Genomic DNA, 14,234 nt, shown 5'->3' on the forward strand with positions numbered 1-14,234 from the left:
TTTTTTAAGTTTCCTAGAACCGAGCTACTTGTATTCGCCGCACTTCTTACTCGTAAGCTTGTCGCGTTAATTGTTCCTACTTCTTGCGTTCCATTCGTAATGTCTTCCGCTGGCTTTTCTTCTTGTTTTCCTGCTTCTAACTTCACAAACTCTAACGACACATAGCCTTCTTTTCCTTGGTAGCTGATTTTCGCCCAGCCGTTTGCTTTTCCTAGTACTGTTACTTTTTCTCCATTTTTTAAGTTTCCTAGAACCGAGCTACTTGTATTCGCCGCACTTCTTACTCGTAAGCTTGTCGCGTTAATTGTTCCTACTTCTTGCGTTCCATTTTTAATCGTTGCATCTGATGTTTTCGGTTGTTCCGGCTTTTTTATCTCTTCTGTGTTGCCATCAATTTTCACAAACTCTAACGATACATAACCTTCTTTTCCTTGATAGCTTATTTTCACCCAACCATTCGCTTTTCCTAGTACTGTTACTTTTTCACCATTTTTTAGGTTCCCTAAAACCGAGCTACTTGTATTCGCTGCGCTTCTTACTCGTAAGCTTGTTGCATTGATTGTTCCTACTTCTTGCGTTCCATTTTTGATTGTTGGTTGCAGTTGCTTTTGGCCAGAAGTGTCAGGTGTTTGAATTGCATCTCCAAATTTTAAAAACTCTAAAGATACATATCCCTCTTTTCCTTTATATTCAATCTTTGCCCAGCCGTTCGCTTTTCCTAATACCGTTACTTTTTCATTTTTTTGAACATAGCCAATCATTGAACTACCTAGAGCTGGACTATTACGTACATTCAAACGAGTTGCCGTAACAATTCCCTCTTCTTTTTGTCCATTATTAATCGTTAATTGTTGTTTTTGTTCAACGTTTGGATTTCCATTCGAAAATCCTAAAAATTGTAATGTGACGTACCCCTCTTTTCCATCATGAGAAATTTTAGCCCATTCTTTTTCCTTACTTAAAACTTGTACATTTGTTCCCTTTTTTACTGTTCCTATAACTTTCCCTTGAGTTGTAGGTTGTTCACGTATATTTAAGTTTGTTGCATTTACTGTCGCTAAATTATCACTTTCTGCAAAGGCATGCGTCGAAATAAAAGATGTTGCTGTCGCTAGAAATGTACCTGTTATTATTTGTTTTGTTGTTTGTTTCATAATTTTTTATAAGAATATAAGAAATCCTATATTCTTCAGCCCTCCCTTTTTTATTCTTCTTACTATTAATCTTAACATATCATTCCGAAATATTTATTTTGAATATCTAAATATAACCATAAAATTTGTGAACATCTTATCTATATAGTTTTTTGCATAAAAATATATCTCCTATGAAATATTACAAAGGGATGTATTTTAGATGGAATATTAATTTTTCAGGAGGAAATCAATGACAAAAATCTTCATTTTAGCATCAACTCTTTCTTTATCTTTTTTTAGTGGTTTAAATATCGGTAATGCAGCAACAGACAACTTCTCTCCAGTAACAAACGCGATTGTACAAAATAACGATCATTTAGCAGAAGGCAACTCAAAAGATAATAATAAACCACCAGGAAACAATGGTTCTCAGGACGATAGTGGCTCGGGCGGCAATGGCTCTGGTGGCAATGGCTCTGGCGGCAGCGGTTCTGGTGGCAACGGTTCTGATGGCGGTGGTTCTAGTGGCAACAGTTCCGGTGGTAACGGTTCTGGCGGCAACGGCTCTGGTGGCAATGGTTCTGGTGGCAGTGGTTCTGGTGGCAGTGGTTCTGGTGGCAACGGTTCTGGTGGCAACGGTTCTGATGGCGGTGGTTCTAGTGGCAACAGTTCCGGTGGTAACGGTTCTGGCGGCAACGGCTCTGGTGGCAGTGGTTCTGGTGGCAACGGCTCTGGTGGCAATGGCTCTGGTGGCAATGGCTCTGGTGGTAACGGTTCTAGTGGCAATGGCTCTGGTGGCAATGGCTCTGGTGGTAACGGTTCTGGTGGCAGTGGCTCTGGTGACAACGGTTCTGGCGGCAACGGTTCTGGTGGCAATGGCTCTGGTGGCAGTGGCTCTGGTGACAACGGTTCTGGCGGCAACGGTTCTGGTGGTAGCGGTTCTGGTGGCAGTGGTTCTGGTGGCAGTGGTTCTGGTGGCAACGGTTCTGGTGGCAGTGGTTCTGGTGGCAGTGGTTCTGGTGGCAACAGTTCCGGTGGTAACGGTTCTGGCGGCAACGGCTCTGGTGGCAGTGGCTCTGGCGGCAGTGGCTCTGGTGGTAACCGTGTTAAAGGCGATAGCAGTTCTCAAGGTGGTAATGGCTCTCAAGGCGGCAACCGCGTTAAAGGCGATAGCAGTTCTCAAGGTGGCAACGGATCCCAAGGCGGCAATGTAAAAGATAATACGAAAAAACAAGGCGATAAGTTACCTAATACGGCAACACATTATCCTACATCTATTTTAATGGGACTTTCAACATTCCTAATCGGTATGTTACTATTTATTCGCCGTAAAAATGCAAAATAAAAACACATCCTTCCATCTAAAACATACATGAAACAAATTGCAAAACTAAAAAAGACTTTGGATTGCATTTTATTATGCAGCCCAAAGTCCTTTTTATCACCTATCAAAAAAACATTAATACGCTTTTCCCCAATACACCATTTGTTTAGCTTCTTTACCACAACAAATACATTCGTCAGCTAAATGTTCTTGCTCAAAAGGCATACAGCGAGAAGATACTCCAACTTCTTCTTTTAGTTTCTCTTCACAAGCTAATTCTCCGCACCACATTGCCTTAATAAATCCTTGCTTTTCATCAGCTACTTTTTTCATCTCTTCGAAATTCGTCGCACTATACGTATTCTCATCGCGAAATACTTTTGCTTTATTAAATAAAGAATTATGAATTTCCTCAAGTAGTGCTGGAATACGTTTTTCTAATTGATCCATTGATATAAATTCTTTTTCTTTCGTATCTCTTCTAACAAGTACAACTTGATTCTTTTCAATATCTTTAGGACCAACTTCTAATCGAATTGGAATGCCCTTCATTTCATACTCATTAAATTTCCAGCCTGGTGTTTTATTACTAGCATCTATTTTTACTCGTGCAACCTTTTGAATATGTTCTTGTAACTCTGTTGCTTTCGCTAAAACTCCTTCTTTATGCTGAGCAATCGGCACAATAACAACTTGTACTGGTGCGACTTTAGGAGGCATTACAAGACCATTATTATCGCTATGAACCATAATAAGTCCACCTATCATTCTTGTTGATACACCCCAAGATGTTTGGTGTACATATTGCCACTTACCGTTGCGATCTAAAAATTTAATATCAAATGCTTCAGAGAAATTCGTTCCAAAGTTATGGGATGTTCCTGTTTGAAGTGCTTTCCCATCATGCATTAAACTTTCGATCGTATAAGTTGCCTTTGCTCCTGCAAACTTTTCTTTTTCTGTTTTTTGCCCTTTAATTACTGGTATCGCTAAGTAATCTTCACAGAAAGAAGCATATAGATTTAAAATATGTAACGTTTCAGCTTGCGACTCTTCTGCTGTTTCATGAATTGTATGACCCTCTTGCCATAAGAATTCCGTTGTACGAAGGAATGGTCTCGTTGTTTTCTCCCAACGAACTACTGAACACCACTGATTATATAGCTTTGGCAAATCATTATAGGATTGCACAATTTTTGAAAAATGCTCACAGAATAAAGTTTCAGATGTAGGCCGTATACAAAGCCTCTCCGCTAATTTTTCATCCCCGCCATGTGTCACCCATGCTACTTCAGGAGCAAATCCTTCTACATGATCCTTCTCTTTTTGCAATAAACTTTCTGGAATAAACATTGGCATATATACATTTTCATGACCAGTTGCTTTTAACTTTTCATCCATAACTTTCTGCATATTTTCCCATAAGGCATAACCGTACGGGCGTAGAATCATACATCCTTTTACACTTGAATAATCAACAAGTTCTGCTTTTTTTACAATATCTGTGTACCACTGTGCAAAATCCTCTTCCATCTTCGTAATCGCTTGTACTTGTTCTTTTGCCATAGTCAGTCTTCCTCCTTTTGAAAATACAAAAAAGCCCGCGTCCCTAAATAGGGACCGAGCTTTGCCGGCGTTACCACCCTGATTCATGCACAAAAAATTGTGCATGCTCTCTTTTTGATAACGGGAAATTCCCGCTGCATATGCAGAACGCAAAGGTAGGTTCCATATCGCCTTTTTAAGAATCTTTCAGCCTGGCGGATTCTCTCTCTGCTAAAAAGGTTGAACATGTACTAGTCCTTTTTCATCGTTATAACGAAATAAATTTGTTGATTATCATAATACAAATTCTTTTTTTAAACAATAGCTAATTTTCTCATTTTTATATATTCTTTTCATTTTCTGCAGTTTTATACGTAGCTTTTTCGCGAGATTTTTACCAGTTGATGTGCAATCATACCGATAAGTGTACCAAGTAGAACGAAGAAACCAATAAATCCATATCCCATTCCTTCCCATCCACCAATCACCATCATTGTAACCGGAAAGGATGCTAAGCAAAGAAGTATTAAACTAAGTGCAAATATAATATCGAACTGTTTGTTTGGAAACCGTTTCTTTAGTAAATACGAAATAGCAAATACAAGGATAATCGTAATTCCCCCAATGATGTAAAAGATACTAAATCCATCTAGCCAATCCATAGTATTCCCTCCTTCCATTCATTCCCTTATACTTAATTATATGTTTAATTTTTCTGAAAATAAATAATAAATTTTTACCTAGAAATATATTTTTATTACTAGGTATTAATAGTAATATATAAGAATAGGTTTTATATAATCAGGAGGGAACTTTATGGATAAAGCATTAACAAATCACGTCATTATTTTATCTTTCGATTGCTTATCAGCTTTAGATTTTCCTATATTACAAAAACTTCCTAATTTCCAAACATTAATAAACAAGGGCGCGATAGCGAGAAAAGTGGAACCTATTTATCCTTCTGTAACATATCCAAGTCACTCAACAATCGTTACTGGAAACTACCCTAATAAACATGGCGTAGTTAGCAATACGTTACTTCAACCTGGACGCGAGTCACCAGATTGGCATTGGTACCGAAAATCCATTAAAGGCACAACGTTATACGATGAAGCACATAAAGCAAATTTAACGACAGCTGCCCTTCTATGGCCTGTTACCGGCAGAGCAAATATTGATTACAATTTACCTGAAATTTTTCCAAATAGACCGTGGCAAAATCAAATCTTAGTTTCATTATTTAGCGGTAGCCCGCTATATCAATTAGATTTGAATCAGCGTTTTGGTCATATAAGAAATGGCTTATCACAGCCTGAACTCGATGATTTCGTACTTGCTTCTGCTGTGCATACAATCCAGACGAAGAAGCCTAATGTCATGTTTGTACATTTCACCGATTTAGACACTCAAAGACACTATCACGGCTTTGAATCTAACGAAACAATAGCTGCTATCCATAGACATGATGAACGGCTAGGAAAAATTATTCAAGCTTTAAAGGACAGTGACCTATACGAAGAAAGTACAATTATCGCTCTCGGTGATCATAGCGCTTTAAGTGAAAACAAAGCCATTCAATTAAATGTACTATTTCATCAAAAAGGGCTTATATCTATAAATTCAAAAGGAAAATTAGTAGACTGGAAGGTCTATTGCCAAAGTTGCGACGGCTCTGCCTATGTATATGTGAAGGACAAAAATGATACGGATACAATTCGAAAAGTACAACTACTACTTGAAGAGTTACTTCAAAATAAACAAAACGGTATTGAATTTATGCTTCATGATGAAGCTGCAAAAGACTGCGGTGCAGATGGTAATTGTTTATTTATGTTGGAAGCACAAGAAGGATATTATTTCACTGAAAACTATACAGGCGATTTTATAAAAGAAATTACTGAAAAAGATGTTACGCCTAGTAAAAAATATACATTTGGTACGCATGGATACTCTCCAACAAAACCTAACTATGAAACAATTTTTATCGCTGCTGGGAAAGGGATAAAAAGCGGCGTTACCATTCCGTATATGAGACTTATTGATGAAGGTCCAACTATCGCTAGACTACTCGGTTTACACTTAGGTGAAACAGACGGATCAATTGTAGAGGATTTACTTCAATTGTAAAGAACTGTGTATATATGTAAAGATTATGTAAAAATCATCACTGTTTCTCTTTTTATAATTTTTATTTTTGTACACTGTTAGTAGAACAAATTTAAGGGGGAACATTATATGAAAAAAATGTCCAGACAAGAAAAAAGCTGGATATTATACGATTGGGCGAATTCGGTATATTCGCTCGTCATTACCACTGCATTATTTCCAATTTACTTTAAAGCAGCTGCAAAAGAAGCCGGACTATCTGGTGCAACTTCAACGGCATATTGGGGATATGCAAACTCTTTCGCTACACTTTTAATTTCTATACTTGCTCCTATTCTCGGCACAGTTGCTGATTATAAAGGATTTAAAAAACGATTTTTCACATTCTTCTTTGGACTCGGTATCGTATTTACAAGTATGCTAGCAGTCGTCCCAACGTCTCAGTGGTACTTATTATTAGGCTGCTATATGCTCGCATTAGTCGGTTTTGCGGGAGCAAACATTTTTTATGATGCATTTTTAGTAGATGTTACCTCTAAAGATAGAATGGACCGAATTTCTACAAGAGGCTTTGCATTAGGTTATATTGGGAGCACAATTCCTTTTATCGGTTGTATCGCTCTTATTATCCTTGCTCAAAAAGGAACTATCCCTTTATCAGTCGGCATTGCTAGTCAAATTTCGTTCGCAATAACAGCTCTTTGGTGGGGATTATTTACAATTCCAATGCTAAAAAATGTAGAGCAAACACATTATATTGAACGTCATCCAAGACCAATTGCAATGAGCTTCAAACGTCTTGCTGATACTTTTAAAAATATTAAAGAATATAAAACTGTATTTATGTTCCTAATCGCTTACTTCTTCTACATTGACGGGGTCGATACAATTATTACTATGTCTACCGCTTACGGAACAGATCTCGGTATTAGTGCAACGAATCTATTAATCATCTTATTTGTCACACAAATTGTAGCTTGTCCATTCGCCTTATTATACGGAAAGTTATCAGAAACATTTACAGGTAAAAAAATGCTATACGTCGGTATTATTATTTATATCATTATCTGCATATATGCTTATTTCTTAAAAACGACACTCGATTTCTGGATTTTAGCAATGTTAGTTGCCACTTCTCAAGGTGGTATTCAAGCACTTAGTCGTTCCTATTTTGCAAAACTAGTACCAAAAGAATCTGCAAATGAATTCTTCGGATTTTATAATATCTTTGGTAAATTCGCGGCAATTATGGGTCCCGTATTAGTCGGTGTTACAACGCAATTAACGGGAAAAACAAACGCTGGTGTCCTTAGTATTATTGTACTGTTCGTTATCGGTGGATTCTTACTAACTAGAGTTCCCGAAAATGATACATCCGTTACACCACCTAGTCCAAAAACTAAAACGCTATAAGAAAAAGATCCTCTTCGCATGAGAAGAGGATCTTTTTCTTTATTTTTAGCGATAACGTCTTACAATTAAAAATTCTACAGCCGGCTTTACAACTATCGCAGCGCATAACGCAAACAAAAGCGGTATGTTATGAAAATCAATCCATTTATTAAAACCTACCGATGCGAAAAACAAACCAAAAATTAATACAACAAGTACATAATACGTAACATTTGCACTTATTTTTAATACATGTTTTTCTACATCTTCTTTCTCCTCCGTTATCCCTTCCACATTATGCGATGCCAAACTTTTAAATATATAATGTAATGCGATGCTACAAATAAATAGTGCATACCAGTTTACTTGAAGTTCAGTTAACCAATAATAAAGTGCAAACACTAACGTACTTATAGCTACTAATGCCGTAACTACAAGGCTTATTTTCTCTTTCCCCAACAACTACTCCCCCTACAGCTTGTACAAAAATAGTTTATCAACAGTTGTTCCTAATACTTCAGCTAAACGGAATGCTAACGCTAAGCTTGGATCATATTTATTATTCTCAATTGCATTTATCGTCTGTCTAGAAACTTTACACTTATCAGCCAATGCACCTTGTGAAATATTATTTTCAGTGCGTAATTCATAGATTTGATTTTTCACACCATTTCTCCTAACCTGTAAAATCGTTTTTACATCATCAGTATATAGTTGGGGCATTTCATTGTCAAAAGATTGCCACAAGAAAAAGGAGCAATCCTGCTCCCTTACAATGGTTATTTCGAAGCTAACGAATTTATTAGTTCCTCTTTATTAGCGACATCTTCTTTATTTATTTGCATGCGTAGAACTGGCCCTATCGCAAATAAAATAAGTGCCATTGCTATACAAAATACAGTAACTAGTGAGGTCATCTCCTTCAACCCTCCAGCTAGTGAAGTTCCAATTAACATTGCCCCCATGAACAGTGGTAAAATTGTTCCATTTACTCTGCCAATCATATTTTCTGGTACAAGTTGAATCATAAGCGTACCGACAACGATATTAACACAAGCTAAACAAATACCTGTTCCAAACCTCATGAAACTAGTAATCCAAAATGATGTAGATAGCCCTTCTACTAAAAATGACATTGCTAATATGCTCATACCGAATACAAACATCTTTTTCGGGTTCACTTTTGAAGCGAAAACTGCAGCAACAATACCACCGATTAACATACCGATTCCATCAGCTGCAGCTAAATATTGAACTGCTTCCTTTTCCATTCCAAGGCGCTCTATTACAAGAAATACCTCTAATGGATTCGTTAGTCCAACAGCTAAGCCCATAACGGTGAAAGTGATCGTAATCATACGTAAATTTTTCGTATGAAGAACGTATTTCCAACCTTCTTTTATATCATTTTTTAATGAATCTCTCGCCACTTGCTCTTGTTCCACCCATTTTGGTAAAAACGAAAGAGCAATAGCAGATAACAAAAATAAAATGATTAAGCTATATAGTGACGTAAATAAACCAAGTTGTGTATACACAAGCGATCCTACCACTGGTCCAAAAATCATAAATAATGACTGTAATGTTTGGTTAAATGCAATTGCATTTGCTACCTGTTCTTCTTTTACGTAGCGCTTAAATATACGCGAAGATGATGGCTGAGAAAATTGGCCTACAATCGCGGAAATGAGTGTTGCAAAAAATATAGCCTGCCAATAATCCAGCTTTAGCAACAAGACAATTCCTACAATAGACAGTACACTTAATACATCTCCAGCAACCATCGTTCTTTTCGGATTCCAGCGATCAGCTAACGCCCCACCGATAAACGAGAAAATAAAAATAGGTGCATATTCCATAACCGATAACAAAGAAACTGAAACTGGATCATTATTCGTTCGCTCCATTATGAAGTACAAAAGAGCCATATTTCTAATCCAAATTGCAAATTGTTGTAAAATATCAGATGCCATAACGAGCATAAATGCTCGGTTTTTAAATAAAGCGTTCATTTTCATTCCCCTTTCATAAACCGACCGTTCGGTCTAATTTGTTTTGTAAGAAAAGCAACTGACTTATTATTCAGCTGCCATTCCTTTTAACAATACATCTATTGCCTTTTTATAAATACGTTGCAGCTCTTTATAATCTAACTCGTAGTAAAGTACTCCAAGCCCTGATAATAATCCATTCACAATATACATAAGGTCGCGCGTACTATCTTCCCGAAACTCTCCAGACTGTATACCTGCTTCAATTAGTTTCTCAAACATAACATATGATTCTCTAGTTAAAGCCAATAGTTCATCCAAAATCTCTTTACTTACAACTTGGCTCATAGAGAATTCCTCTATTGCATTTGAAATGGGTTGCTGTATGTCCTCGACATGATATTCCGCGAGACCATATAGTTTTTCAGTATTCGTACTATACAACTTCTCTTTTTCATTCCATTTTTCAAGCCAATCATACGTATGCTGTTTCACTACAAATAAAAATAATTCTTCTTTACTTTTAAAGTGATAATAAATGCTTCCTTTACTTCGCTTTGTAATTTCACAAATCTCTTCCATAGATGTAGCTGCATAACCCTTCTGTGAAAACAGACTTTCTGCTTTATATGCAATTTCTTTCTTTATCTCTTCTGCACTTCTTCTCATATTTACACCTCTTTAAACCGACCGTTCAGTCTAACAATAACAAATTAAAAACCTCTATTACAAGAGGCTATATTCCTTATTTAAAAAAACGCACTTTCAAACCACGTTCGAATCATATGTATTATTCCAATTTTAAATCCTAATTTAACAAGAAATACGCCTCCCGCAGCTAATAAAAATAACACTACTTTCCCCTTATTTTTCACTTTCGGTTCCCTTTTCATTTCTATTCCCCTTAGTACATTAAAAATATTAATCAAACGTTTGTTTAACTGTTTTTATGCATATGTAAGCCAACTAATCAAACGTTTGTTTAAAAAGAAATACGCCTATATAAGGCGCATTTCCATCAATCACCGCCACCTCCGCCACCATCGCAGCTGCCTCCGCTATCTCCACCGAAAGATCCTCCACAATCATGTGAACCTCCATGCGAGCTATCATTATCAGATCCAGCAAAGAAAAATAATGGTGACGAACTGTTAGATGAATTATGAATGTTATTTTGTTTCGTAAGATTTACCTTCTTTTTGTTTGATCGAACTGCCGTTACGATCGTTCCAACTACAACAAATAATAGTATGACAATAATAAATTCCATATAAAAGCCTCCCTTAATCTTCGAATAATTGAATGGTTCTCTCTAAATTTTCAAGTGAAATGAAGCGCGATTCACGAAGGATCTCTTTTCCATTATAAAATAATAAAACTGTTGGTCCTGTAAATACTGCATATCGCCCCGCGATCTCTTGCATGTCTTGTAGTAATATTTCTACTTTCTCTACGTAATCATAATTCTCTAATAGACCATTTACTTTTCTTAGCATAACATCACAAACACCACAATTTTCCGTTTTAATAAAGAGCAGTACTAATTGTTGTCCTTCAATATATGTCGCTAATTCTTCTATCGTTTCAAATGTATTCATCTTATCCCTCTTAGCGTAATTTACGAAATACTTTATCCTGATACATACGAAAAGCTGAACTCTCTTTAATCTTTCTCTTTTCCATTACCTGCTGAAAACGCAGCGTTTTTGCCGTTAACTCTTCTTGTAATTTTTTTCTCTCTGCTTCATCATAACAGCACGCAATTAAGTCTTCTATTTTTAATATATCTTTTTGTAGTTCCATTTCTGCTGGAATCATACCCGCATTTTTTAAGATTTTATAACTCATTCTAAGTTCTGGAGGTACCATTGAAAGGTCTTCTAATTGTAGTGGTTTTCCTTTTCCCGGAATATGATCAAGGTCTCCATTCCGTATTGCTTGTCGAATTTTTTCTTCAGCAATGTTCAAAAAGACATCCACACCATTCGCTCCTTTACATATTTTTACTATTATTTTACATGATATTTTCTCATCTTGCTACGCTATTACAAATTGACTTCATACAATTTTTTCTCAAATTTAATTACAAGGAGCCTTTTCCTCCCTAATCAATATTTTATTTTCATGTGTAGTCTGTATTAGAGCCATTTCATATTGAGAAAATCTTTGCGAATCAAATAAAGCGTTTACACCAAATCTTACATTTGCTACGATTTAATCACCCCCAGCTCCCTTGTATAGACTTCGTGATGTCTGATCATTTTTATCCCGCTTTAATGGGCAGTAAGACCCCCACCTCAAAATTTAGCGAAAGCAAAGAAGTTAGGTGGGGGTGGGGCTCCCCATAAAAGTCCGATTGGTGAGGGCTGATAATCAGTGGGGGATGAAGCCCCCCACTGATTAAAGTTTCACTTTATCTAGACGTTTCATACGTCTAGCTTCACTTTGGTTTATTGGCGCATGCCTTTAAATATATCTTTTATTTTGAAAGGAGAAATGACTATGAGCTCCAAAAAATTCACACTGCTATTACTATCCCTACTACTCTTCTTACCTCTTTTTCTTACAAACTTTATTACTCCAAATGTTGCATTAGCAGATTCACCAAAGCAAGGTCAAAAAATTGTTGGGTATTTTCCTTCATGGGGCATTTACGGACGTAATTATCAAGTTGCAGACATTGATGCATCAAAGCTAACTCATTTAAACTATGCTTTCGCTGATATTTGCTGGAATGGAAAACATGGAAACCCTTCTACTCACCCCGATAATCCAAATAAACAAACGTGGAACTGTAAAGAGTCTGGTGTACCACTGCAAAATAAAGAGGTTCCTAATGGCACTCTCGTACTCGGTGAACCATGGGCTGATGTCACAAAATCTTATCCGGGATCAGGTACAACTTGGGAAGATTGTGATAAATACGCCCGTTGTGGAAATTTCGGAGAACTGAAACGATTAAAAGCTAAGTATCCTCACTTAAAAACAATTATTTCAGTTGGTGGCTGGACTTGGTCTAACCGCTTTTCTGATATGGCAGCTGATGAAAAAACAAGAAAAGTATTCGCTGAATCTACAGTAGCTTTTCTTCGTGAATATGGATTTGACGGCGTTGATTTAGATTGGGAATATCCGGGCGTTGAAACGATTCCTGGTGGTAGTTATCGTCCTGAAGATAAGCAAAACTTCACCCTACTCCTTCAAGATGTTCGAAATGCATTAACGAAAGCTACTGCAGAAGATGGGAAACAATATTTACTAACAATCGCATCAGGTGCAAGCCAACGTTATGCGGATCATACAGAGCTAAAGAAGATCTCTCAAATACTTGATTGGATTAATATTATGACATATGATTTCCACGGTGGATGGGAAGCTACTTCTAACCATAATGCAGCACTATACAAAGATCAAAATGACCCAGCAGCGGATACAAAATTTTATGTAGATGGTGCGATAGACATTTATACAAATGAAGGGGTTCCAGCGGATAAACTCGTATTAGGTGTACCTTTTTACGGACGTGGATGGAAAAGTTGCGGAAAAGAAAATAATGGGCAATACCAACCTTGTAAACCAGGTAGTGACGGAAAGCTCGCTTCTAAAGGTACTTGGGATGATTATTCTACCGGTGACACAGGTGTGTATGATTATGGTGATTTAGCAGCTAATTATGTTAATAAAAATGGTTTTGTTCGCCACTGGAACGATGTAGCGAAAGTACCTTATTTATATAATGCGACTACAGGCACGTTTATTAGCTATGATGACAACGAATCTATGAAATATAAAACAGACTATATAAAGACAAAGGTTCTAAGTGGCGCGATGTTTTGGGAACTAAGCGGGGATTGCCGTACAAGTCCAAAATATAGTTGCAGTGGACCAAAATTGCTTGATACGTTAGTAAAAGAATTACTTGGTGGACCTATTACTCAAAAAGATACTGAGCCCCCAACAAACGTAAAAAATATTGCTATTACAAATAAAAATTCAAACTCCGTTCAATTAAACTGGACTGCATCTACTGATAACGTAGGAGTTACAGAATATGAAATTACTGCCGGAGAAGAGAAATGGAGTACAACAACAAATAGCATTACAATCAAAAACTTAAAATCTAATACCGAATACACATTTTCAATAATAGCAAAAGATGCTGCCGGGAATAAATCACAGCCTACTTCTATCATTGTAAAAACAGATGATACTGATACAACACCCCCTGGTGGAAATGGTAATGCTACCTTTTCAGTCACTTCAAATTGGGGAAGTGGTTACAACTTCTCGATTGTAATTAAAAATAGTGGAACGACCCCTATTAAAAACTGGAAATTAGAATTTGATTATAACGGCAATTTAACACAAGTTTGGGATTCTAAAATTAGTAGTAAAATAAATAATCATTACGTAATTACGAATGCAGGATGGAATGGTGAAATCCCTCCTGGTGGATCCGTTACAATCGGAGGGGCAGGAACAGGCACTCCCGCCAAACTTGTAAATGCATCCATTAGCGAAAATTAAGCGTAACCTCCATTAATTATTTCACTAAAGTTTGAATTTAGGTTTGAGTGCTCTATCCTAAATTCAAACTTTTAATTTTATGAAAAATCACAAATTAACATTACAATAACCTATTATAATTATATCTAGTTTCTAATATGAAGTTCATGTGAAGTTCATCTGAATTTTACATGAATTTCCTTTAAGTTCTATTGTCTTCCTATACTAATC

General features: G+C 36.6%; 15 protein-coding genes and 1 other annotated feature. Of the genes, 4 read left to right on the forward strand and 11 right to left on the reverse strand.

Annotation, left to right across the window (positions count from 1 at the left end):
- Positions 1 to 1,154: SH3 domain-containing protein (locus ABH961_RS26005; RefSeq protein WP_404520354.1), on the reverse strand; the 1,154-nt coding region annotated here is incomplete at its 3' end.
- Positions 1,155 to 1,386: 232 nt separating this feature from the next.
- Between ABH961_RS26005 and ABH961_RS26010 the strand changes: the two genes are divergently transcribed.
- On the forward strand, positions 1,387 to 2,481 hold the full coding sequence (locus ABH961_RS26010) for a cell wall anchor protein (protein WP_098078481.1): 1,095 nt from the start codon (positions 1,387 to 1,389) through the stop codon (positions 2,479 to 2,481).
- A gap of 114 nt (positions 2,482 to 2,595) precedes the next feature.
- On the opposite strand, the gene proS is transcribed toward ABH961_RS26010, so the two are convergent.
- A complete protein-coding gene (proS, locus tag ABH961_RS26015) occupies positions 2,596 to 4,026 on the reverse strand; it encodes a proline--tRNA ligase (protein WP_048560111.1) in 1,431 nt (476 codons plus the stop codon).
- A gap of 46 nt (positions 4,027 to 4,072) precedes the next feature.
- Positions 4,073 to 4,280 (reverse strand) — a binding site (T-box leader).
- Positions 4,281 to 4,373: 93 nt separating this feature from the next.
- Positions 4,374 to 4,667 (reverse strand): YesK-like family protein, encoded by a 294-nt coding sequence (locus ABH961_RS26020; RefSeq protein ID WP_000383868.1) that lies wholly within the window; start codon positions 4,665 to 4,667, stop codon positions 4,374 to 4,376.
- Positions 4,668 to 4,821: 154 nt separating this feature from the next.
- Between ABH961_RS26020 and ABH961_RS26025 the strand changes: the two genes are divergently transcribed.
- The gene (locus tag ABH961_RS26025; protein ID WP_098078478.1) at positions 4,822 to 6,135 is read left to right on the forward strand and encodes an alkaline phosphatase family protein; all 1,314 of its coding nucleotides are present in this window, start codon (positions 4,822 to 4,824) and stop codon (positions 6,133 to 6,135) included.
- 108 nt (positions 6,136 to 6,243) lie between these two features.
- The gene (locus tag ABH961_RS26030; protein WP_000738835.1) at positions 6,244 to 7,527 is read left to right on the forward strand and encodes an MFS transporter; all 1,284 of its coding nucleotides are present in this window, start codon (positions 6,244 to 6,246) and stop codon (positions 7,525 to 7,527) included.
- A 45-nt stretch (positions 7,528 to 7,572) separates the two neighbouring features.
- On the opposite strand, the gene ABH961_RS26035 is transcribed toward ABH961_RS26030, so the two are convergent.
- From ABH961_RS26035 to ABH961_RS26070, 8 genes are all read right to left on the reverse strand, one after another.
- Positions 7,573 to 7,965, reverse strand: coding sequence for a hypothetical protein (locus tag ABH961_RS26035; protein WP_098078476.1), 393 nt, complete (start codon positions 7,963 to 7,965; stop codon positions 7,573 to 7,575).
- A 12-nt stretch (positions 7,966 to 7,977) separates the two neighbouring features.
- Positions 7,978 to 8,229 carry a helix-turn-helix transcriptional regulator gene (locus ABH961_RS26040; protein WP_002070345.1) on the reverse strand — a complete coding sequence of 84 codons (252 nt, stop codon included), beginning with the start codon at positions 8,227 to 8,229 and terminating at the stop codon, positions 7,978 to 7,980.
- A gap of 56 nt (positions 8,230 to 8,285) precedes the next feature.
- Complete coding sequence (locus tag ABH961_RS26045; RefSeq protein ID WP_098078473.1) at positions 8,286 to 9,518, reverse strand: MFS transporter; 1,233 nt, start codon at positions 9,516 to 9,518, stop codon at positions 8,286 to 8,288.
- Between the two features lie 66 nt (positions 9,519 to 9,584).
- Positions 9,585 to 10,166, reverse strand: a complete 582-nt coding sequence (locus tag ABH961_RS26050) for a TetR/AcrR family transcriptional regulator (protein ID WP_048541915.1) — start codon at positions 10,164 to 10,166, stop codon at positions 9,585 to 9,587.
- Positions 10,167 to 10,246: 80 nt separating this feature from the next.
- Positions 10,247 to 10,390 carry a hypothetical protein gene (locus ABH961_RS26055; RefSeq protein WP_048541918.1) on the reverse strand — a complete coding sequence of 48 codons (144 nt, stop codon included), beginning with the start codon at positions 10,388 to 10,390 and terminating at the stop codon, positions 10,247 to 10,249.
- 125 nt (positions 10,391 to 10,515) lie between these two features.
- A complete protein-coding gene (locus ABH961_RS26060) occupies positions 10,516 to 10,767 on the reverse strand; it encodes a hypothetical protein (protein ID WP_060486913.1) in 252 nt (83 codons plus the stop codon).
- 13 nt (positions 10,768 to 10,780) lie between these two features.
- Positions 10,781 to 11,095: a thioredoxin family protein gene (locus ABH961_RS26065; protein ID WP_048541922.1), complete on the reverse strand. Its 315-nt coding sequence runs from the start codon at positions 11,093 to 11,095 to the stop codon at positions 10,781 to 10,783.
- Between the two features lie 10 nt (positions 11,096 to 11,105).
- On the reverse strand, positions 11,106 to 11,477 hold the full coding sequence (locus ABH961_RS26070) for a DnaJ family domain-containing protein (RefSeq protein ID WP_098078471.1): 372 nt from the start codon (positions 11,475 to 11,477) through the stop codon (positions 11,106 to 11,108).
- 522 nt (positions 11,478 to 11,999) lie between these two features.
- Between ABH961_RS26070 and ABH961_RS26075 the strand changes: the two genes are divergently transcribed.
- A complete protein-coding gene (locus ABH961_RS26075; RefSeq protein WP_098078468.1) occupies positions 12,000 to 14,024 on the forward strand; it encodes a glycosyl hydrolase family 18 protein in 2,025 nt (674 codons plus the stop codon).
- Positions 14,025 to 14,234 lie beyond the last annotated feature (210 nt).

The organism is Bacillus sp. RC251 (genome assembly GCF_044908765.1).
Lineage (GTDB): Bacteria > Bacillota > Bacilli > Bacillales > Bacillaceae_G > Bacillus_A > Bacillus_A wiedmannii.

What these genes read in the sequence shown, in the direction of transcription:
- ABH961_RS26010 (WP_098078481.1), top strand. Translation starts at nt 1,387, where the DNA reads ATGACAAAAATCTTCATTTTAGCATCAACTCTTTCTTTATCTTTTTTT.
- proS (WP_048560111.1), bottom strand. Translation starts at nt 4,026, where the DNA reads ATGGCAAAAGAACAAGTACAAGCGATTACGAAGATGGAAGAGGATTTT.
- ABH961_RS26020 (WP_000383868.1), bottom strand. Translation starts at nt 4,667, where the DNA reads ATGGATTGGCTAGATGGATTTAGTATCTTTTACATCATTGGGGGAATT.
- ABH961_RS26025 (WP_098078478.1), top strand. Translation starts at nt 4,822, where the DNA reads ATGGATAAAGCATTAACAAATCACGTCATTATTTTATCTTTCGATTGC.
- ABH961_RS26030 (WP_000738835.1), top strand. Translation starts at nt 6,244, where the DNA reads ATGAAAAAAATGTCCAGACAAGAAAAAAGCTGGATATTATACGATTGG.
- ABH961_RS26040 (WP_002070345.1), bottom strand. Translation starts at nt 8,229, where the DNA reads ATGCCCCAACTATATACTGATGATGTAAAAACGATTTTACAGGTTAGG.
- ABH961_RS26045 (WP_098078473.1), bottom strand. Translation starts at nt 9,518, where the DNA reads ATGAACGCTTTATTTAAAAACCGAGCATTTATGCTCGTTATGGCATCT.
- ABH961_RS26050 (WP_048541915.1), bottom strand. Translation starts at nt 10,166, where the DNA reads ATGAGAAGAAGTGCAGAAGAGATAAAGAAAGAAATTGCATATAAAGCA.
- ABH961_RS26055 (WP_048541918.1), bottom strand. Translation starts at nt 10,390, where the DNA reads ATGAAAAGGGAACCGAAAGTGAAAAATAAGGGGAAAGTAGTGTTATTT.
- ABH961_RS26060 (WP_060486913.1), bottom strand. Translation starts at nt 10,767, where the DNA reads ATGGAATTTATTATTGTCATACTATTATTTGTTGTAGTTGGAACGATC.
- ABH961_RS26065 (WP_048541922.1), bottom strand. Translation starts at nt 11,095, where the DNA reads ATGAATACATTTGAAACGATAGAAGAATTAGCGACATATATTGAAGGA.
- ABH961_RS26075 (WP_098078468.1), top strand. Translation starts at nt 12,000, where the DNA reads ATGAGCTCCAAAAAATTCACACTGCTATTACTATCCCTACTACTCTTC.